Genomic DNA, 20,220 nt, shown 5'->3' with positions numbered 1-20,220 from the left:
CTAACCCTGCAGCGGCTGCGCCAGAATCCAAAGCCCCACGCTGGTGAACACCACCATCAACACCAGCATGGGCAGTTGGCTTAATGTGGCGCGCCCGTTGCTGCGTTCAAGTTGCAACGCCTGCTGGTGGGCTAACCACACAGCTGCCACATGCCCTGCCAGAATCAGCGCCACCTGGCTGGTCCAGATGTTGGCCATGTCGGGCAACCAGGGCAGGCGGCCAGTTATGGCATTGCCGAAAATATTCCAGCCCCAACCGAATGGATCGGACACCAAACCCCGAATTTTCAAACCCTGACTAAACAGCAGGGTGTAGTAATGCGTGAAGTGGTACACCACTGCAATGGGTACCAGGCTGGGCAAGTAACGGCGCAACAGCAAGCCGATGGGTTGTTGCCCGCCGGTCAACACTCGCCCCAAGGCTAGAAATGCGATGAACAGCAGCAGGTAGAACAGCGGGGAAACCAACAACAAAATAATTTCCCAGGCCATAAACCACGGGCGCACTGTGGGGTAAATTTTCATGGGGTGATCGCCAAATGCAGCGGTCAACAGCCCCAGTGGGTCTTGCCAAAACAGGTTGAAGTACACCGCGGTTTCCCGCAGCCCGTCGTAGGCAGTGGAAGACAGCAGAAACAATACAAACAGGCATTGCGCGGGGTGCCACAGCCGTGCGTGGCGAAGGTCAGAGAAAGGCAGCGTGAATCGCCAGCGGTATTTTCCGTCGGTACCACGTGTTCTGCGCAGTGGTGCACAGGCGGCGAACAAGCGAAACAGTACGGCAAATAACTCGCCGCGCTGCAGCCAGCGCCGTGTTCCCCACAACAGCATGCCTGCATAGTTGAACGCGCCAAACGCGATCAGCAGCAAGGCCAATTTGCGTGGCGTGCTGTGAAAAAACAATTCGATCGACACCAGGGTGACCAACTGAACCAACGCGGGCCAGTGCCCAAGCCATTTTGGATAGTTGTAAAAACCTTTCCAGCGGGCGGGCAACAAAAAACGCCATGGGTGTTGGTACTTGTACCAGTCGCCAATCAACAGGGCTGCGTAGGAACCACCCAATACAAACAGGATCCAGAAGAAAGTCATGTTGATATTGCGGTGGCTGTCGTTGCTGCCCACAAGGCCGGTCACGATACAAAACGCCAACGCGCTCAGCCAGAATAGTGAACCTGCTGCCCGCGCAGCATGAACCCACTTCGCAGGCCACGCCACCAAGGCCAGTTGTACTTTGAATTGCCCGTTGGTGGAATAGCGACCGGCGAGGGCCAGCAACAGAAATGACAACACAAGCGCCAGCACCGAGCCCGCAATGTAAAGCCCGTAGGGCATGGGCAACTGCACTGGTTCACCAAATGCATGTGCCCACACGCTACCCGGTGCTGCCAGCAGCACCGCAGTGAACCAGCGTGCAATCATTTCGGATTGTTGCGGTAGTACACGTTTTCCCACATGCGCACGTAAGTCTCGGCGCTGTTGTACAGCGCGTCGATGGCCTCGCCGCCACCTTCAAGACGAACTTCTTCAACAAAGTCGGCCACCATGCCATAGTGCGCCATGCCCACTTCGTCGATGTGCCAGAACTTGCCACTCTCAGGTATGGTCAGCAAATTGACTTTCATGGCAGGCAGTGATTGATAACGTGAGCCCCAGCCTTCACCACGGAACAGGGTGAAGGGATATTGAACGGGCACACTGTTGCCGCCGCGCGGACCAGGGTGTCCACCAAAGCCGTTGCCATCTGCGCCATAACCCAGGCCCAGCAGGGTGTTATTCAACCCTGCCTTGTTGCGCCAGAATTTCAGCTTTTCCAGAAACTCCACATGCTTGATGCCGTTGCCTTTGTAGGGGTAAATCACACCGCCACTTTTTAGCATGCGCACTGCCTGGTCGCTGGTTAAACCACCATGGGCGTCGTGGGATGAGGCCATGGGGTAGGGCGGATTCATGGTTTCTGCCAAATCCAGCATCACATCTTTGCTGTGGTAGGCCGCATGGTCAATGTCGATTACAAAGCCACGATTCATCAGGGCAGTCAGTGCATACTTGCCAAGGTCAGTTACCGTTCGGGCATTACAGCGTTTGCCGTCTGGGTATAGCGGTGTAATACCGCCCACTGCCTCCAGCAGCATAGTGGTCAGTGCATTGCTGCCAGTACCAGGAACTGCAGTCGTCATATTGGTACCCGGTTCGCGCACTGAAGGTTCGTTCTCCGGGAAGTCACGACATTCGGTGGTTTTCCAGAAGGCGCCCGTGTCCAGGAAATTCAGAAAGTTGATTACGTCGCCACTGAAAATACCAGCGCCGCCCAGCGAACTGTCAATGTCGTGGAAGGGGTACACGTGGCGCGCACCCAGTGCCCAAAGCTTTTCTATTTCTGCATCAATCTGTGTTTGGTCGCATTTGCGGATTTCCCCGCCACCAGGCAACATGGTCACGCCACAGTTGAACACCTGCGCTACTTCCACGCCTAGCACCACAGCCAGCTTGCCCTCGTTTGCTACTTGGCGTGCTTCCGCTGGTGTTTTTACAATTCGGTACCAGCCTTTGCCGGGCCCTCCAAACTGGGCGTCGATGTAGTCTTGCACGTCATACAGGTATTCCACCTGTTTTGTAGCTACGCCCATGTCGTCGCAATCCGCCTCGGGTTTGCCTGAGTAAGTTTGACCGATACGGCACAGTGCCGCAATGTTGGTGCCGTGGTTCACCATCACGCGCAAGCCTGCGCGCCATGCACGTTCAACCCAGGCGTGGTACATCACTTGGTGGGTCAGGAAATTGCGGCGGGGCCAGTCCACAAAGGTTGGCCAGCCTTGCGTATCGTGTTGTGCGCCCGGCGTGGTTTCCAGAATGTTGTTGGCATCCCGAATGCCATTGGGACCATGGAATCCCTCGCAACTGCCCAGCGCATGGGGAATGCCAAAACGGTGCACCACTTCGCCGTACAGCACGCCACCTGCGGATGGGCCTACACTGCCATCCAATGACATTTCGCTGGACATGCCCATGTGGGTGTGGGTGTCGGCAAAACCAACAATGGGCTGATTTTCGCCGCGACCTTTGTAGGGCGTGCCTTCCATGGCGGTGGGCATTTCAGGGTAGGCGGCACAATCACTGGCCGGTGCCAGCTTGAAGGCGGTGCGCTCGCTGGCGGCATTGGCCAGGGTCAAGCCGGAAGTCTCGTCCAAGGCCAAAAACCGGCCTGTTGAATCGGTGAAGCTGAACTGGCTTTTGGCCCGGTCAAAACTGGCTTGCCACACCGCTGCATTGGCGGGTTCTGCGCTGGCCACCAGGGTGTTGCCTTGCACGGTCACCATTTGACGGTCGCTACCGTAAATCAGGTATTTGCCCAATTCTGTGGGCCGCATGGTGAAGTTTTCCGCTTCTGTGGCGGGTCCCGCGGCGTAGCGGGCTGCGGCGGGTTGCACAAACTGGCGACTAAACGCCGATTGCAATCCAAAGCAGCCATTGGCCACCGAGAATTCAGACAGCTGCAGCGGGGTTTCACTGGGCGTGACCGGCTGGCTAGCGCCGCTGGTTGTTGTTGTGGATTCGCCGCTTGAAAGACAGGCGGAAAGGAGTGCTGCTGTTGCGCTCAAGGCGAGAAGTGACTTCACATTCATCAGGCAAACCCCGTTCAAAATTTGGTGGTGATTTACTCTTACTGAAGGTGTGGAAGTTTTAGATGTGTTTGTGACAGTGAGAATGCCAGTAATGTAAAAAGGGCGACACTTCGGTCACGGGAACAGGAATGAAAAAAGCCTGGGTATATAAATCGAAGATCCGCCTAGGGGCTCATCCAGCTGGGCTCTCCAGCAGAGTTATCGCCGCTCAAGAATTTGGATTGATTGGCAATGACAGAACCCAAAGGCCAATCGTGGTCAGGCTCACCATCAATAGCAAGGCTCCCGAATGTGCAACAAGCAATCTGTTTGAGGTTGATGAATACGTACCGATCGCGTGATGAATCATGATTCCTCCCCATGCATGGCCCGCCAGAATCAGGAGTACCTGTGCATACCAGACCCACTCTGGGTCGAAGGTCCATGCCATGGTTAGGCGTAAATTACTTATTTCAGGCAACCAGCCCCAGCCAAAGGGGTCAACAAGCATGAATGGAAGCTGAAAAGCCTGCTCCCCCAGCAATGAGAGATAGTGGGCCGCGTGGTAAGTCACAACAATGGGTATCACACTTCTGGCAGCGCTGAAAAATAACTGGGGCAGTTGATTCTTGACGCTGAGAATTTGTGCTGTGGCAATAGAAAAGAATGCGAATAACAAAACATAGACGATGGGGGCAATGACGATGAGTGTAAAAGCCTCAAATGTGGTGAACACAGCTTGAAGTAATTTGAAATCTGCGCTGTATTGCAGCCCAAGCATGCCATTCAGAACCGACTGGTAAAAACCGCCCCAGTAGATGGATAACCACAGCAATGATTCTTTGATTCCGTCGAATGTGGTTGTGGCCAGAACGAAAAATACGATACAGGTTTCAAGTGGCCGAAGCGCCCGCCGATCCTTGAGCCTTGCAATCGTGAAAACAGCAAAGAACAGGTTGAAGAAATCGTAGTCTTTAAACCACCTCACGGGCCCGATTCGGCTTGCGCCATAAATTGATATCAGCAGATAGAGCAACAGAAAAACCGCCAATGCACGGGGGTTTGCATGTGTCAAAAGCTCAATGGAAAACAGAGCCACCATGCACAATATGGGCAGGGTGAGCAGGTGCAGTGGAGCAGAAGCTTGTGGAGCAGGCTCAGGCAAGAATTTTTGAAATTTTTCAAAAATAAAGAATACGATTGCTTGCCAGGGATTGATGACTGAAAACTTGTTGACGAAAAAATTGATGTAGAAGAACAAGAGCAGAAAATCGATCCAGAACAAATTCATGCTGATGTTCAGAAATGGATTTCTGTTTCCGATCGCCGAGGTCAGCATGCACATCATCAACAAAAAAGTGCTGACCCAAATCCACGAATGTTGCTTCAAGGGTTTTGTCCGTTGATCGGCAGCATTCATGTTTCGGCATGTTGTATGGTCAACCCTGTACATCCATACGGCAGCCAAAGTAGAGAGTAAAAGGGCAAAAGACACCCCTGCAAGATAGACATGCAAGGGCATGGGCAATGTGTATACCTTGCCAAAGGAGTGTGCGAACACTTCTGCGGGAAGAAGCAAAAGCGATAAGAAAACCCGACTTACTGGTCTTTTATGCATGCCGCTTTGGCTGGTTTGTAGCCATCCGTGAAATCAGACAGCTTGTAACGGGAAAGAAAGCGCCAGGAAATCTCTGCCATCATGGGACCTTTGGGGTCGGCAAATTCAGCGGCGTCTGTGTTGGGGCTGCCACCCGAGAAAAAATGCCCCATTCCATGAATGACCCAGTCCTCTACAAGTAAACATCCTTGCTTGTCGGTATAGCGACTGACTGTGAATGCATACCCGTTGCTTTTCTGATTCTGAAATGTAACGTCGGGCTGCCTGTCAAAAGGCGCTGTCGCTGTACCTGTCATCACGTAGTTATTGGTGGCAAGCCATTGGTTGATTACTTGTGGACTGTTTGAGATAGGCACGGTGGTGTCTTGGTCACCGCGTAATTGAAGCACTGGCATTACGCGGGCATGCTCTCCCATCGCGTCGAACGCAAGTTGCCCCAGCGTGTCGTCGGGAAGGGTGGGGCCTACGAATGCGCATGTTGCGCCAGCTAGGTATGCACAACCAGCGTTTTCTGCAATTGCAGCGTACACGTCCGGGTAGGTTGCACCCAATATGCTGGTCATCATCGCGCCAGACGACATACCAAGTGCATAAACACGATCTTCGTCGATGTTCATGTTCACGATGATTTCTTGCGTAATTCCTGCCAGCAAGGCCGGGTCACCAGAACCTCTGACCTGGCTGATCGGGTTGAACCATTGCCAGCATTTCAATGGTTCGTTTCTTAAAGGCACATCCGGGTACACCACCACGATTCCTTCTCGTTCGGCTGTTGGGTGAAGGGCGCTGGATGCCATGAATTCTTGCGCGGTGGTGTTGCAACCATGTATGGCCAGCAATAGCGGTGCAGGTTTGTCCGGATTGTACGAGGCGGGGGTGTAGACGGAATAATTCAGGGATCCAATCAATGGGTTGTCGGAGTTGAAGGTGTGATTGCTGATGATTCCTGGCTTTGAAAAATCAGCAGACTGCTGGGCCGGTTCGTTGATTGTTTCCAAACCTGTGGAGTTCACATTTTGCCGGGTGGCCTGTGGCCTTGCAGGTGTTTCGTTGCCGCACGCGCTTAGCACGCTGGCCAATATCAACAAAGTAGTGGAACACTGCAAAAAGGTTTTGATGGAGGCTGGTTTCATCCTGATCACCGTAGGGGAAAGATGGAGGGGCTCATCTGCAGGATCTGAAACCCGGCGCATTGCGAGGTGAACAAAATCTGACCTTTGACCGTGTCAATCGTGGGGCGTGAACTACTCCAGTCAGCCCCCGCACACAAACCGGTCACCGCGTAGGCGGACCCAGCTTTATACCCGGGGGTCATTGCCGGGTTGTAGTACGCAATTTCTTTGACTTTCTGTGGTGTTCGAATATCAAAAAGCCGAAGGCCCGAGTTGAAATAACTGCAGGCGAGCATGGTGGCGTTGTCTGGATTGTCCACAGAGCAATAGTGGCTGTCGTATGAAAAAATCACCGAGGTGCTGCTATCCGTGCTGGCTTGCAAGCAGTTTTCCAGCTGTCCTATTTCAAGAGCCAACTTCGAGACAAGGGTAGGGTTCTTTTCATCGGTGATGTCAAAAATCCTCGGGATTCCAAATCCCGGTCGCCCCGTTTGACAGGTGGTGTACCGCGCGGCAGCAGATTGCGCCCCATCTGACCCCATCTCGTCAATTGATACAAGATACTTGAGACCTTTGATTGAGAATGGTTCTGTGTGTTGAGCCCATGCGCCATCATTCCAGAACGCTGTTGAAATCAACCTCACTTCCGGATTGTTCTGACGTTTTTGAATTGCGGTTAAATCATAGATTCCAAAGCCATTCCTGGCGTTCGCGCCACCTTGACCCTGCAAGATGAAATAGCCACGGGTGCCGTCCTTGCTGAACGACATGCCGTGCACACCGAGATCTTGTTCTGGCACTTTCCATTGGGTTAAGTATTTGGGTTTTGTCGGGTCTGACAAATCGATTGCGTAATAAATCTTGTTCTCTAGGTCTGCGCCGTAGTAGGTCAATCCGTCGGGGGCCCAGTTGCCCTCATGCCCTTTGAGTTTCATGTCATCCATGGTGATCGAGGCCAGCAGCACAGGGTTTGCGCAATCTTTTGCAATGTCGTACACATCAAACTGAGGGCCGCCATTTGTGCTGCTTGTGCCATTGACGGCAGCCAGTAATCCCCGGCCGGCATGTACCTTCAGGGACTCCCATGGATCCAGCATGGCAGGCGATTGCAGGTAAGCAACTGCTTTCGGGTTACTTGGGTCAATTGCGTTCACAACTACCACGCCAGGCGTTCGCAAGCTTGGGCGTCTGAGGCTGTCGGGTGCAACCGCCGCCACTGCGTAGGCCTGCCCATAATAAGCACAGTGTTTGTAGGAGCCATGCTGCAGGCTTGCCCCATCCCCTTCAAAGCGACCAATCAGTTTCAAATTGCAGTTTGCGCCTGCAAAGCCTGCAATTCGTTCAACCAGTGAAACCTGACCTTGTAGTCCTCGTTCAGGGGTGTCTGTACTTTCACAGTTTTCCACTGGCACAACGGCTTGAGCCACATTGACAGGGGTAGGTTGTTGCGAAGGGTCAACCACCGATTGACCTGAATTTCGGTTGTTTGAAGAAGGATGGTCACTTGCGCTAAAGCATGCCGTCAATGCACAAGGCAGTGCCAGCGTGGCGAGCAGCAATATGCGCCTGACCTTTTTTGTCATGTCTCCTCCCCGGGTTTTTTTTGTGTATTGCTGGTCTTTCTTAATCGGTTATTTCGTTATTGATGGACCAACAATAAGATGATAGTATAAAAAATCATTCAAGCGCAATTGAAAAATAGAAAGCAATTTCAATACAAAAGCGCCGTTTACACAGGAGACAAGACAATGATTCGGCTAGCCGCTTTGAGTGGGATACTTTTGATTGCCGCGGGTTGCATGAGCGATTCCGAACAAGGTTCTTCAGCGGCCTCCAGGGTGTCCAGCAATCAAACGCAAGCCCAGCAGCAGTCCAGCTTTTGTGGTGATGTGGGCGAACGCCCTTGGTGCGATGTAAGGTTGTTGCCTGCGCAGCGGGCTAATCTTTTGATTGGTGCCATGACGCTTTCTCAGAAGATCGGAATGCTTGGCGGGGATGATCTTGTTTCCACTTTCACGGCAACCCCTTATGTCGGGGTGGTGAAAGGAATTCCAGAGTTGGGTGTGCCCGACCTCAGAATGTCGGACGGCCCTGTTGGTGTGCGCGGTGGACTAACTACTTCAATGCCAATTCCGCTTAGCCTGGCCTCTACATTCATGCCCGAGCTGGCGAAAAAAACCGGGCAAACAGTTGCCAATGAGGTAAAAAACAAAGGAAATGATCTGATCCACGCCACTGTGCCAGACTTGGCCAGAAACCCATATGCAGGCCGTGTGTTTGAGACCTTTGGAGAAGACCCTGTGCTGTCAGCTCAAATGTCGAGGGAGTGGACCAAGGGCGCGCAGTCAGAAGGGGTGTTGGCCAACACCAAGCATTACCTGATGAACCATCAAGAGGGTCAGGTCGGTGTGCCACCATTGACCAGCCTCATAGGGGGAAGAACTCGTGTTGACCACCTGATTGATGAGCGAACCCTGCGAGAGCTTTATTTACCGCCCTTCGAAGCCGCGGTGGTCGATGGTAAATCTGCCACGGTCATGTGCTCATATAACTCCATGAATGGAAGTCCCACTTGTGCAAATGACTTTTTGATCAACACCATTCTGCGAGGCGAGTGGGGATTCAAGGGATTCATTGTCTCTGATTATATCCAGGCCGTGAAAGACACTAGCAATTCGATCAAGGTGGGCACCGAGATAGAAATGCCGATCCCGGTCTATTACGCTGAACCGTTGGTGCAGGCAGCGTTACAGCGTGGCGAAATTGATGAAAGCGACATCGATGCAAGGGTATTCAACATACTGTCAAAGCTTTTTGAGTTTGGATTTTTTGACCGTGAAAGGTATGTTGCGGATGACTCAAAAATTGACATCGAAGCACATGCCGCAGTGGCCCAAAAAGTTGCGGAGGAGGGAACGGTTCTGTTAACGAACCAAGGTGCCTTGCCCATAAACGCCTCCGTCAAACGCATCGCAATTATTGGTTCTTCTGCGGTGAATCGGCCCAGTGGCGGTGGCTCCTCGGCAACTAATCCTTTCCGCTATGTAAGCCCACTTGACAGTATTCGTCAGCGTGCCGGGCCCTCGGTCACTATTGACTACATCGATGGTAATGATTTGAATGAAGCCCGCAGCCTTGCAGCAGCGGCTGACCTGGCGATTGTTTTTGCTTCAGACAAGTCAACAGAAGGCATGGACAAATTGTGTTTGCGCCTGGATTGTTCATTTGCAGATGTACTTGATCCAGCATTGCTGTCAAACGCCAACGCTGACCAGTTTCTGAATCAGATTCTGGATCCGATTCTTACAACACCGCCTTTCAGTTTGATAGGGGTCCCTTTGTTGGATGCCTTGTCCCGTACGCCTATCAAATACCCCGCATCGGTGTCTGATCAGAATGCGCTGATCCGGGAAGTTGCCAGCGTTCAAAAAAATTCTGTCGTGGTACTTCAAACTTCTGGTGTGGTTATTACACCGTGGAGAAATCAGGTCAATGCGGTTTTGCAGTCATGGTATCCAGGCCAAGAAGGGGGCAAGGCGATTGCCCGAATCCTGTTCGGTGATGTTGATCCGGGAGGCAGATTACCATTGAGTTTTCCGGACAAGGAAACTGACAACTTGGTGTTTGGTCAGCCAGATCGATATCCTGGTTTGAATGACAAGGTGTCTCATTCAGAAGGTGTCTTTATTGGTTACCGCTGGTTTGATCAACAAAACATCACGCCTGCTTTTCCATTTGGTCACGGACTTTCTTACACGAGTTTCGAGCTTTCAAATCTGAAAGTGCAAACAATGGGTAGCGACAAACTCCGTATTCGGGTTTCTTTAAAGAATACGGGTAGCCGGCCCGGATCAAGCGTTGTACAGCTTTACCTTTCACTACCCAGCCCAAGGGCAGATGTACCCCAACCCAAAGTCGTTCTAAAAGATTTCAAGAAGACCAGGTTGGCTCCGAATGCAATGGAGTCGCTGGAGTTTGAGGTAAGCCCAAAACAACTTTCTTATTGGGACCCTGAGCTGGAGTCTTGGAAAATTGCAGCCGGGTGTTACGGGGTTTCAGTGGGCTTTTCATCCAGAGATCTACCACTCGAACAAAAGGTTGCTTTAGGAAAAGGTGCCTGTAGCTGAAACAAATCAGAAAGTCTTATGTTGTTTTTAGTATGCTGACATGATCTTTTGACGCTTAAGTGGTTTGGTAAAAACATGACAGATTCGATGGGCTTTGTGCCACGCAGACTTTCCCCTGAAAAACGCAAGGCTGAAATATTGCAGGCGGCACACAGGCTTCTGGTTCGAGAGGGGCTTTCAGGGTTTTCTCTGGATGCTGTTGCACGAGAGGCTGGTGTAGCAAACTCTTTGCCCCGCCATTATTTTGGAACCTACGGTGAGCTGCTGGCCTGCTGTGCGGAAAACATGCTGGAGAGGGTTATTGACGCGTTGGTAGCTCATCCGGAAATACCGTTAAGGTCAAAGTTTGAACGCTACCTGGATGTCTTGGCCTCGGCGCCTTGGGGGCATCAATTGTGGATGACAAGAGGTTTTGGGCATCCAGAAGTGGCTGAGCTGGCTCTTCCTGCGCGAAGGGCCATCATGGAGGCAATTGCCGGGCGAAGTTTCAATAAGTTATCGCCACTGCAAATTCTGCGTATAAGTGGGTTACTTGGGTACGTGGAAAGGATCGTAGAAGACTGGATCATCGGTGGCATGGTCAATCGAGAGATGGTGCTTGATGTGTTGATCGAAGGCATGGAAAAACTGCGTGCTGAAGCTTCAGAAGTCTGATTGTTGTGTATGACTTTTCAAAGTGGTTGCAACACAAGTTTTATATCAACCTGGCCTGTTAAAAAAACGATTCGATCCCATTCAATAAAATTTGATTCAGAATAAGGTGGGAAAAAATGATCAAGGTCTGTGGTGAATGTCGAGGTATTTTTAAATGGGCAGTGTTATTCACACTTGCGCAATTCATTGCGGGTTGTGGCGAATCAGGCAGCGATACCCAAGCCAGCTTGAGTTCATCGAGCACAACTACAGCAAGTGCAAGTGATTCCAACAAAGATGCGAACTGGTATGCAGTTTGGGCCACAGCACAAACCGGTGTTACAACCACACGGTTCGACAATCAAACGCTGAGGCTTGTTGTCTACCCAACAGGCGGTGGCGACAAATTACGCATCAAGCTTAGAAATTTTTTTGGCAATGATTCGGTTCGTATTGGCGCAGTAACCGTGTCGCAAAGGCGCGAGAGGGATCAAATCGTTGAGGGAAGCACCGTTCCTCTATTCTTCAATGGCCAGAAAAGTTTTACCTTGCAGGCAGGCGAGGACATGTTCAGTGATTCCACTCGTTTTGCCACTGAAGCATTCAAAGACATCGTGGTTGATGTTTTCATCGAAGATTCAGCCGCAGTCAGTCAAGACAGTGCCGCTTATCTGACGTCTTATGTTGGTGCTCCTGGGTCGGGTGACCTGACTGGTCAGAATTCCGCAAACAGTTTTCGCTCAGCAACAACAGCCATGCCGCTTCTTGAAGAAGTTTCGGTTTTTTCTAGTGGCATTGCCGGCACCATCGTGGCCGTGGGTGGGTCAGTTGTGGATGGAGTTGGCTCCGATGTTGATCAACACAACCGGTGGAGCGATGTACTCGCGGTAAGGCTGATGGGTCAACCTGGCAAGAAATTGACTGTCGTTAATGAAGGTGTCAGCGGGAACACGACTGAAGACGTGCTTGCTCGTTTTGATCGAGATATCCTGGATAAGACAGGCATTTCGCATGTTGTGATATACGCCGGGACTAATGACCTATCGTTACCCCCACCGCTGGGTTCTACCGCGGAGCAGATCATGGGTAATTTCAGGGCTTTGATCAAAAAAAGTCATGATCTGAAAAAGAAGGTCATCATTTCCACCATCACTCCCCGATTGCAATATTTTCCGATGTCGAATGAAGAAAGAAAAAAGGTCAATGATTGGGTGAAGAAAGGCGGGAACTGTAGTGGTGAATGCGATGGAATTGTGGATTTCGATTCTGTGCTTTCTTGGGCGCCTTACCCAAACATGATCAACCCTGCATTTGACAGTGGGGACACCGTGCACCCTAACGGCACTGGCTATAAAGCCATGGCTGAAAGTTTTGATTTGTCGATTTTTTCCAATTAATCTGGATTAATTGTGATTTCAGGGGGTGTTGGTATTTTAAGCCACATCGATCTGGCCAGCCAAATAGCCATTCCCTTGGTTTTTTATCGCGGCGTAGTCTCAGCGAAAAGTACTTTTGTCTGCCTTCTTTGGCTGAATTGAATGGTCTTGGGTACCAGTTTGGTACCAGATCGCCAAAAATGAAAAAGCCTGAGTAATTTAACCAATGGCCCACTTAGGGCCACATCCAGCTTGGCTCGCCTTTGTCTAGTGGAGTGTATTTGGTGATAAAGCAGCCCTGCACAGCTACGATCTGGCTACGTTGAGGTTTTTGGTGAAATCAGCTGTCCTGTTCTTTGAGTCTGCAAGAAATGTGAAGCCGATTACAGCTATTAAAGCTAGCTCGGTTCAATAAGGCCGTGTTGTCTCCACGGCTAGCTGAGCTTGAGTTAGGGCGTGCCTTGAATCAGCCACAAATCTCTCCAGTCAATTCTCAGGAAGGAGGCATGCCTGTCCCTGACTGTTTGCCGCGGCCTTTTCTCCCCTGCTTCCAAGTACGGTTTGGAAAAAAGTGATATTTATGATATCCCTGTTGACACATTTAAATTTTTCGGTAGAATCACCAGCATGATGCAAAGGATATAACAAATATCACGCCGAGGGTACAAATGAACAATACCAAATCATTCAAAGCAGGTGCCATCTTTTACAAAAGCCAACACGCTATGGAACGATGCGCGCAAAGAGCAATCACTGATTCAGTACTTGAACTGGCCATAATATTTGGGCAAGAAAGACAGGCTGGCCACGGTTGCATTAGCATTTATATCGATAAAACTGCCAAACAAGAAATCCGGGAACATATCGGCAGCAAACAATTCGCTCAGATGGAATCTCAACTGAGTGGACTTTATTTAATTATGGCCGATGACAAAATCGTTACTTCCGCCAGAGCGCACTAATCCCGTACCACACGAATAAACAGAGAAAAAAATGGACAATCAAAAAGAACACTACCTACTTCACGCACGCCTTCTCATGCTCGGCTTCTATACAAATCTATGGCGCATTTTTGATCTCGAATTGAAAACTGAATTACCGAATGAGATCTGCGGATACGAGTTAAGTGAACAGACATTAGAGAAAGCGCTACAGCACAAAACCGTTCGTGATTTCTTCAATCGCTCTGATCTCTTCCAATGGCTGATCAGGGTTTATGAGTATGGGGAGGAAGGAATTGATGATCCCTCCAACCAGCCTGAGGACGAGGAGGAGAGTTGCCAGCCATTTTGGACAGCTTTCCAACAAATGGACGACTTCATAGAAAACAACTGTGAATTTCGCGTTAATCAATCATTTAGCGTCGTCAACAAAGTAGTTGAAAAATATCATGCACGATTTCGACTTGATTACACTACCGCTTACACCCCGGTTATCAATGGTGAAGCCGCACTTTTTCTGACGGACTTGGCTCGACTTTCAGACCTGGACGAGAAAACGATACGCAACATGGCCAGTAAAAAGATGGAGGGATTTCCAACACTCCTCAAGCTTGAAAATCGAACGTATGTCTCCAAAGCTGAAGCACGCAGTTGGCTCATCAGCCGTGGATGGAAAGATACTGTGTCCCTGAAAACTGAAGATGTCAGAGTTAGATTACCGGAACAGTTTCACAGCGCTGAGCATATGTTGGAGTTTTTACACGCTTCTGTTCAGCAGCAAAGCGCTCTGAAAGGAGCCGTTTCGCCCGAGCCTTGGATCAATAAAGTTCAGTCACTCATTGAGGAAGGGAATCTTGCTATCCCTCTTAGCTACACGGAACAATGGGCTAAATTTATTGGCGTTTTGCACTATGACCTGGCGGTTCTGATTCAGACCTGCAAACACAGGCTAGAGCAACGGTCGCTCTTGTCTCACTTTGATCAAAACTAATTTTTATCACCCGAAGAAACCAACACTAAAAGAAAAATATGGCCATCACAATCGATACAAAACTTATCTGCAATTCAATTTTCGAAGCCGCTACCCCAATCATTCGCATCAAGGGACTCGAATCCAATATGTGGCATAGAGACGTACCTCAAACCGACGGACGGTATGGCCCATGGAAGACAGCCAACTACGAAATTCTGGATGAGATTACTTGGAAGCAACTCAAACCCTGTTTGTATCTGGTGCGGGCCGAAGATGGAGAACTCAAGTACGTTGGCATCTCAGCAAATCGACTCAAAGACCGCTGGCGTGTCTCACCCGCAATTTCATATGCGAATAAAAGCAAGCTTCCCGTTAATCAGCTATTTCACAGTCAGTGCTGGAAACACATTGAGCGCGAATTCAGCTCAAATCCATCCGTACGATACGAAGTACGTTGCATCGACGGTGAGCGACTGTCCCAGCACTTGCAGCGTTTAGGCCCACCTTTATCTGGATTTTGCACGTTGGCAGATGATCATGAAGGTATCGTAGCTGCAGTAGAACGCTGGATGTGTAATCAAAGCCGCGAAGGGCTAATTACTTGGAATATTGCAATGACTGGACGAGCCAGACGGTCGCGAATTAATAATTGATTTTATTGGGGTGCATTTGCCCCCTGTTAGAATCCAATTTTCAACGTCTAGGTCAACACCATGATCAGGAAGGATTTCGAATTCTATTCTGTCGATGAATGTGCGTCGGGGAAGTTGCGCTTCTCCACGCTCCATAAGCAAAAGGTCGACGCCAGAGAGAAGAGAGAAAACTAATAAATACCTGAATTTCCGAGGGTAATTCAGACATTTTGTTGTGAACTAGTTTTAGGGGGTATTACCGTAATGCATGAAATCATATGTCCTCATTGTTCAAAGGCATTCAAGATTGACGAGGCGGGTTAGCCACTTCCACGACCGTGTCTTTGTCTGTTTCTCTCAGGATTCGAACAATCTGCTCATCACTGAATCTGGCTCGTTTCATCTCGTCTCTCACTTGGCTGAGAGACCATTGTAATTAAGTCACGTTGGATCGAAAAATCCGGGGCAGGTCAGTGGTGCTTTACTCGCGTGATGTAGCTGCAAATTACTACCTTTTATCATGTTACTCAAAAGACTTCAGATGGAGCGCAAAGACAAATTCGGTCCTAAACAAGGGGATTCTGCTACTATAAAAAATACATTGATAAGCAGAAATAATCTCGTAGAACGGAGGTTTTCGCTGACTCTAATACGGGACGTTGTTCCGGCCATAAACAACTCAAACATAAAATAAAGCTGTGACAATAGAAAATGCACTCACTGCTAGGGACGGAGGACGGCAAAGCGCTTCGGGTAGCGATTACCTGAATGCAATTGGAATCAGTCCGGGGCTCACTCTGTCCGGTCTCGAGGCTGAAAAAGTAAGCCCAGTACCGGCATGGGCAGGGTTTCTGTTGTGGCTTGGCTGGTGGATGAGATCAAATGTCCGCCAAGATCGCAGATATTTTGCTGTAGTTGTGACCCCGACCCGTCACACCACGGCTTTAATAGCCGCATTTGGTGTCCAACTGGCAGGTGCCAAGATAACGACAGGGGTACTTGACTGGACATCGCTAACAACTCTGCCTCCTGGGACCGAAGTATTTATTCAAGAGAGGAAAGACCGGAACAAGTCCGGTGGAAAACAGGTTCACGGCGTCATCGAAGGACTTACTAGGGTGCCAGGGCTTGATAATCAGGAATTTGTTCTTATCCGACAGAAAGACGTGATCCGTCAAGTGTCCGTCAGTCATCTGCATGAATACACGATAACGCTGCAGTCCGTGGGGGGGCGAGCCAAAACAGCGATTCACCGCCACAGCGAGCTGTTCGAGACCCTTATCCCGGGCTTTGACCGGAAGTGGTTCATCACTCCTTCCAATGAGTCCGTGATCATCGGCGAAACAGCCGTACTCCAGCGGGAAGCAGAAGGTGTCTATCTTGGACACTCTGGAATCCGTCATCGGTTCAACCTCGGCAAAATCCTTGGTATTGATAGTCCGCGAGGCCAAGCTCATGCCAAGACGGCACTAATTACCGCTCGCAGTCTGACGGATCAGCCGGCAATAGCTTCGGTATGTATCCTTGACGGTGCAACTGCTTTTCGCTCACTTGAGCACTGCATGGAGGTGACGCAGGCGGGCGCATACGTTGCTTTTCTCGACCGTACGGAATTCGACGAGCAGTTCAGGCGGCGTTCGCTCGCATGGTTGGAGGCGTCGAGTCCGGCCCTTCTAACCGGTTGTCAGGCCATTCCGCAGATGCTTCCCGCAGGCGTGGAGTGCATTGTCTGTGGGATTCCTCTGCAGGAATGACGAACATGAAAAAGTCCGTAGTGAAGGTAATACCTAAAAAAACTGCAAACATTGAAGTGAGCCGCGGTCAGGATTTTTTTCAGATCAGCAGCAACGTTTTTAGCTGTGCGGAAGAGGCAGTTCTACATTTGCACCCGGTCGGCTTCGAACCAGTCCGCATGCTTACACGCCTAGTAGGCTCTCTGTACAATGCTTTGGATCGTATGGACTCAACCGAGGCTGCGGTTGCGCGGGTAGTGTGGCAGCTGCGTTCAACCGTACTCTTCACTCTTCTTCCGTTTGATCATCCTGCACTGCCTATCCGAGAGCTCGGTAATCGACTGGTTCGGATGGCAGACACTTTGCCGTCTGTCAGGCAGCTGGCAGTTGACATTAACGGCACAGTGAAGCAACTCTATGGTATCGCTGAGAACCCTAAGTGGGCCTTGCTTAACGAGCTGTGCTTGCAGTCCGGTGCTGGAGACAGGATCGGACTCCTCACTGCGCTGTGCCCCGGACCGGTGCCAGGCTGGCCCGAAGAATTCCGAGAGCTTCTTGCTACAATTCCTGACAGGCACGTTTCGGCAGTTGACTCACGCCGAGATCTTAAATTTGTGACCTTTGATACGCTGATTATTCCTGCAGGACTACGGCATTGCGCGCCTCAGCTGGCAAGTGATGCTGTTCACGGTTGTCGCGCACGGAGGATTCATCTTCTCCGGTACGAGAGCGAGGGCGTCGGTCTGCCGGAGAGATCCGTCTTGCCTGCTTCGGCGCCTTTTATTTACACAGTTCCTGAGCGCAGACAAGTAGTTACTAAAGCTGTTGATATTCCTGACGTCTTTGAAAATGTAGATCAGTGGCTTGCCCAGAGTTATTGGGTGAACCTACGTCCTGATGGAACACACGTGGCTGATGATCAGGAAGAGACGGAGGCGGCTCGATTTACGGTGTTCTTCAACGGTTATGGGGCATTTCTACCTGACGAAGGTAAGGTTATTGAGGTTTCCGAATTGTTTGACGGACTCGTAGGAACAGCGGGAAACGATTTACCGCGAAAGAGAGTCAACCTTCTGGAAGAGGGCGATCTGGTAGTCATACGCACCTCTGGTGGCGGCGACTATGTGGAGCAACTGGCAGATGCTCTGTTGAGGCGCGCTAATCGTTCAGGCCTTCGTGCTTCAGCTTTGGCTTGGAAGGCGGCACTACGCTCGGCGTTGCTGCGGCACGGTCCGAAAAAAATTGCAGCCTTACTGCGTGCCGAGGGAGGGAAGGTAACCTCACCCGGATACATTTATAACTGGGCTGGAAGTGTTGTCATGTCGCCCCAGCGAGCAGAAGATTTTGTGGCGCTGATGAAAGCCGTTACACAGGCCGGAGAGATCGAACACGGAGACCCGGTTCAATATGCTAATAAAAAATGGCGTGAAATGGAGGAGCTGAAAAGTTACCATCACCGTGCGGGACAGCAGATCCGCCGGGAGCTGCTTACCAAGGTTAATGAACTGGCTGCAGTCCGCCGAAAGATTGAGACTGAAGCACGGATAGCCCTTCCTCATGCCGAGGGAAGCGAAATGTCCGTTCTTCGGATCGCCGCAATTGACCGCACGGTAGTGGACGTGCCCCGTAGCCGGCTCTTCCGGCTTGAACAGACAGTACCTGCACTCCATGGCTAAACTGATACCTGCAACAATTTCCGCGCGGGCCTCTTCTGGTGAGAGGGAGCTGTTTTACCGTCTGCGTGACGATCCTCGCACCGATGGCTGGGTTGTCTTGCATTCGCTAGAAGTACGCCGCCATCTGACCAAACTGGAAGGTGAGATCGATCTTATCGTCATCGTTCCTGGCAGCGGCATTCTTTGTATTGAGGTAAAGGCATGTGATGTGTCGAGGGAGGCTGGAACATGGGTCTACCCCTACGGTACCTCTGCTGAAGGACCTTTCAAGCAGGTAAGCCGTGCGATGCATTCCCTGAGGAAATGGTTGGCCGACAGCGACGCTGCATTTGCTGGCCTGCTTTACTTCTCTGCCGTCGCATTCACAGAAATCAATTTTTCGGAACGCTCACCAGAATGGCACCCGTGGCAGGTTATAAACAAATCAGATCTCCTTCACAACTCGCCAGCCACACTGATCGGTGCAATATTGGAGAAGGCCCATGTCTTCGTAAGGCAGCGCTCTTCTAGGTGGTACGACGAAGTCCGTTCGCGTCCGGGGTCTGCCGTCGTACAACGCATCACGGAAATGCTGCGAAGGGACTTCGAGTACCAAGAAAGCGCCCGAACAGAAATTGAGCGGCTTGAGCGAGCAATCCATCGTTTTACTGACGAACAGATGGATGCAGCGGACCATCTGGCGGAAAATGATCGTGTCATCTTCAAGGGACCCGCTGGCACTGGGAAAACCTTCCTGGCGCTCGTGGCTGCGCGTCAGGCGATCAGGCAGGGTAAGCGGGTGGGACTGTTCTGCTTTAATAAGTTTCTCGGTGAGTGGCTGGACGAGCAGGCTGCTTTACTACGTCAAGAGGCACATGCTGCCGCCATTCCGTTTTATGCCGGTACCTTTCACCGTTTTCTCATGCAGCAGTGCCCCTCGCAGGAATATGTTGGAGTCTCTCCGGACTTCTGGAAAACCACCTTGCCTGCTGCATTCTGCGAACATATCCTAACTCAAGTAGACAGCTCGCCCCTATTCGATATGGTTGTTCTCGATGAGGCGCAGGATCTGATCACTCCGGAATATCTGGACGCGCTAGATCTGATGTTGACCGGAGGACTGAAGAACGGCCGCTGGGTCTTTTTCGGCGACTTTGAACGCCAGGCCATCTATGTGCCGGCCGGTACGGGATCTGGTGCGCTGACGCCGGGAATATTGAAGGACCGTGCGGGTCCACACGCCACTTTTAATCTGACAACCAATTGCCGTAATGCGAGACGTGTAGCTGAGACCCTTACGGTGGTATCTGGCCTCACGCCCGGATATCGAAAGCTTCTGCAGGAGGCGGATACAGGGACGGTTGATCCCGTGTTCTATGACAGTCCTACAGCACAGACTCGTAGGTTGCAGTCCGAAATTGAGCGCTTGCTTCACCGTTTTCGGCCCGATGAAATAATTGTACTGTCGTCACGGACCGCCGGCCAGAGCTGCGCTGCACAGCTATTTAGTAGGGATAATCTACCATTTGAACTATCAGAAATGAACTCTGGCTCCCGCCGTCCTCTGTCTGCCGTACGTTATACATCAGTGCACCGCTTTAAAGGATTGGAGGCATCAGCCATTATTCTGACGGACTTGGACAAATTGGAGGACGAGCAATCAAAGGCTCTACTGTATGTTGGTATGTCGCGGGCGAGGGTGCATCTGAGCGTACTGATGCAGTCCCGCCTCTCACCCGTTTATCAGACCGCTGTGCTTGCCAATCTGCGACAGATACTGGACACGGCATCCTAAACCCAGACAGAAAGAGGACC

14 protein-coding genes are annotated in these 20,220 nt (G+C 50.9%); 9 read left to right on the top strand and 5 right to left on the bottom strand.

What is annotated here, in order from left to right:
• The 5 genes from ACVL1J_RS07500 to ACVL1J_RS07480 all read right to left on the bottom strand — a co-directional run bounded on the left by ACVL1J_RS07500 (position 1) and on the right by ACVL1J_RS07480 (position 7,918).
• A complete protein-coding gene (locus tag ACVL1J_RS07500; protein WP_341237539.1) occupies positions 1-1,422 on the bottom strand; it encodes a hypothetical protein in 1,422 nt (473 codons plus the stop codon).
• On the bottom strand, positions 1,419-3,626 hold the full coding sequence (locus tag ACVL1J_RS07495; protein WP_491665250.1) for an amidohydrolase family protein: 2,208 nt from the start codon (positions 3,624-3,626) through the stop codon (positions 1,419-1,421). The genes ACVL1J_RS07500 and ACVL1J_RS07495 overlap by 4 nt, the downstream gene beginning before the upstream one ends.
• 208 nt (positions 3,627-3,834) lie before the next feature.
• Positions 3,835-4,995 (bottom strand): hypothetical protein, encoded by a 1,161-nt coding sequence (locus tag ACVL1J_RS07490; RefSeq protein ID WP_491665249.1) that lies wholly within the window; start codon positions 4,993-4,995, stop codon positions 3,835-3,837.
• 209 nt (positions 4,996-5,204) lie between these two features.
• Positions 5,205-6,356, bottom strand: a complete 1,152-nt coding sequence (locus tag ACVL1J_RS07485) for an extracellular catalytic domain type 1 short-chain-length polyhydroxyalkanoate depolymerase (RefSeq protein ID WP_341238130.1) — start codon at positions 6,354-6,356, stop codon at positions 5,205-5,207.
• A 5-nt stretch (positions 6,357-6,361) separates the two neighbouring features.
• Positions 6,362-7,918 (bottom strand): LVIVD repeat-containing protein, encoded by a 1,557-nt coding sequence (locus ACVL1J_RS07480; protein ID WP_491665248.1) that lies wholly within the window; start codon positions 7,916-7,918, stop codon positions 6,362-6,364.
• A 165-nt stretch (positions 7,919-8,083) separates the two neighbouring features.
• Between ACVL1J_RS07480 and ACVL1J_RS07475 the strand changes: the two genes are divergently transcribed.
• The 9 genes from ACVL1J_RS07475 (at position 8,084) to ACVL1J_RS07435 (ending at position 20,200) form a co-directional block, all read left to right on the top strand.
• Complete coding sequence (locus ACVL1J_RS07475) at positions 8,084-10,462, top strand: beta-glucosidase family protein (RefSeq protein ID WP_491665247.1); 2,379 nt, start codon at positions 8,084-8,086, stop codon at positions 10,460-10,462.
• A 75-nt stretch (positions 10,463-10,537) separates the two neighbouring features.
• Positions 10,538-11,116: a TetR/AcrR family transcriptional regulator gene (locus tag ACVL1J_RS07470; protein WP_491665246.1), complete on the top strand. Its 579-nt coding sequence runs from the start codon at positions 10,538-10,540 to the stop codon at positions 11,114-11,116.
• 227 nt (positions 11,117-11,343) lie between these two features.
• Complete coding sequence (locus ACVL1J_RS07465; protein WP_491665245.1) at positions 11,344-12,492, top strand: GDSL-type esterase/lipase family protein; 1,149 nt, start codon at positions 11,344-11,346, stop codon at positions 12,490-12,492.
• A 647-nt stretch (positions 12,493-13,139) separates the two neighbouring features.
• Positions 13,140-13,433, top strand: coding sequence for a hypothetical protein (locus ACVL1J_RS07460; RefSeq protein WP_491665244.1), 294 nt, complete (start codon positions 13,140-13,142; stop codon positions 13,431-13,433).
• A gap of 31 nt (positions 13,434-13,464) precedes the next feature.
• A complete protein-coding gene (locus ACVL1J_RS07455; protein ID WP_491665243.1) occupies positions 13,465-14,403 on the top strand; it encodes a hypothetical protein in 939 nt (312 codons plus the stop codon).
• Between the two features lie 38 nt (positions 14,404-14,441).
• Positions 14,442-15,038 carry a hypothetical protein gene (locus ACVL1J_RS07450; protein ID WP_491665242.1) on the top strand — a complete coding sequence of 199 codons (597 nt, stop codon included), beginning with the start codon at positions 14,442-14,444 and terminating at the stop codon, positions 15,036-15,038.
• 833 nt (positions 15,039-15,871) lie between these two features.
• A complete protein-coding gene (locus ACVL1J_RS07445; protein ID WP_491665241.1) occupies positions 15,872-16,771 on the top strand; it encodes a hypothetical protein in 900 nt (299 codons plus the stop codon).
• Between the two features lie 5 nt (positions 16,772-16,776).
• Positions 16,777-18,426 carry a DISARM anti-phage system protein DrmE domain-containing protein gene (locus tag ACVL1J_RS07440; protein WP_491665240.1) on the top strand — a complete coding sequence of 550 codons (1,650 nt, stop codon included), beginning with the start codon at positions 16,777-16,779 and terminating at the stop codon, positions 18,424-18,426.
• Complete coding sequence (locus ACVL1J_RS07435) at positions 18,419-20,200, top strand: nuclease-related domain-containing DEAD/DEAH box helicase (RefSeq protein ID WP_491665239.1); 1,782 nt, start codon at positions 18,419-18,421, stop codon at positions 20,198-20,200. Before ACVL1J_RS07440 ends, ACVL1J_RS07435 begins: the two co-directional genes overlap by 8 nt.
• The last annotated feature ends 20 nt before the right edge of the window (positions 20,201-20,220 follow it).

The organism is Limnobacter sp. G6BE5S, from assembly GCF_058448965.1.
This window is presented reverse-complemented; position numbering and strand designations above follow the sequence as displayed.

Excerpts from the sequence above, each read along its gene's own strand:
- ACVL1J_RS07500 (WP_341237539.1), bottom strand. The coding sequence starts at position 1,422 with ATGATTGCACGCTGGTTCACTGCGGTGCTGCTGGCAGCACCGGGTAGC.
- ACVL1J_RS07495 (WP_491665250.1), bottom strand. The coding sequence starts at position 3,626 with ATGAATGTGAAGTCACTTCTCGCCTTGAGCGCAACAGCAGCACTCCTT.
- ACVL1J_RS07485 (WP_341238130.1), bottom strand. The coding sequence starts at position 6,356 with ATGAAACCAGCCTCCATCAAAACCTTTTTGCAGTGTTCCACTACTTTG.
- ACVL1J_RS07480 (WP_491665248.1), bottom strand. The coding sequence starts at position 7,918 with ATGACAAAAAAGGTCAGGCGCATATTGCTGCTCGCCACGCTGGCACTG.
- ACVL1J_RS07475 (WP_491665247.1), top strand. The coding sequence starts at position 8,084 with ATGATTCGGCTAGCCGCTTTGAGTGGGATACTTTTGATTGCCGCGGGT.
- ACVL1J_RS07470 (WP_491665246.1), top strand. The coding sequence starts at position 10,538 with ATGACAGATTCGATGGGCTTTGTGCCACGCAGACTTTCCCCTGAAAAA.
- ACVL1J_RS07460 (WP_491665244.1), top strand. The coding sequence starts at position 13,140 with ATGAACAATACCAAATCATTCAAAGCAGGTGCCATCTTTTACAAAAGC.
- ACVL1J_RS07455 (WP_491665243.1), top strand. The coding sequence starts at position 13,465 with ATGGACAATCAAAAAGAACACTACCTACTTCACGCACGCCTTCTCATG.
- ACVL1J_RS07450 (WP_491665242.1), top strand. The coding sequence starts at position 14,442 with ATGGCCATCACAATCGATACAAAACTTATCTGCAATTCAATTTTCGAA.
- ACVL1J_RS07440 (WP_491665240.1), top strand. The coding sequence starts at position 16,777 with ATGAAAAAGTCCGTAGTGAAGGTAATACCTAAAAAAACTGCAAACATT.
- ACVL1J_RS07435 (WP_491665239.1), top strand. The coding sequence starts at position 18,419 with ATGGCTAAACTGATACCTGCAACAATTTCCGCGCGGGCCTCTTCTGGT.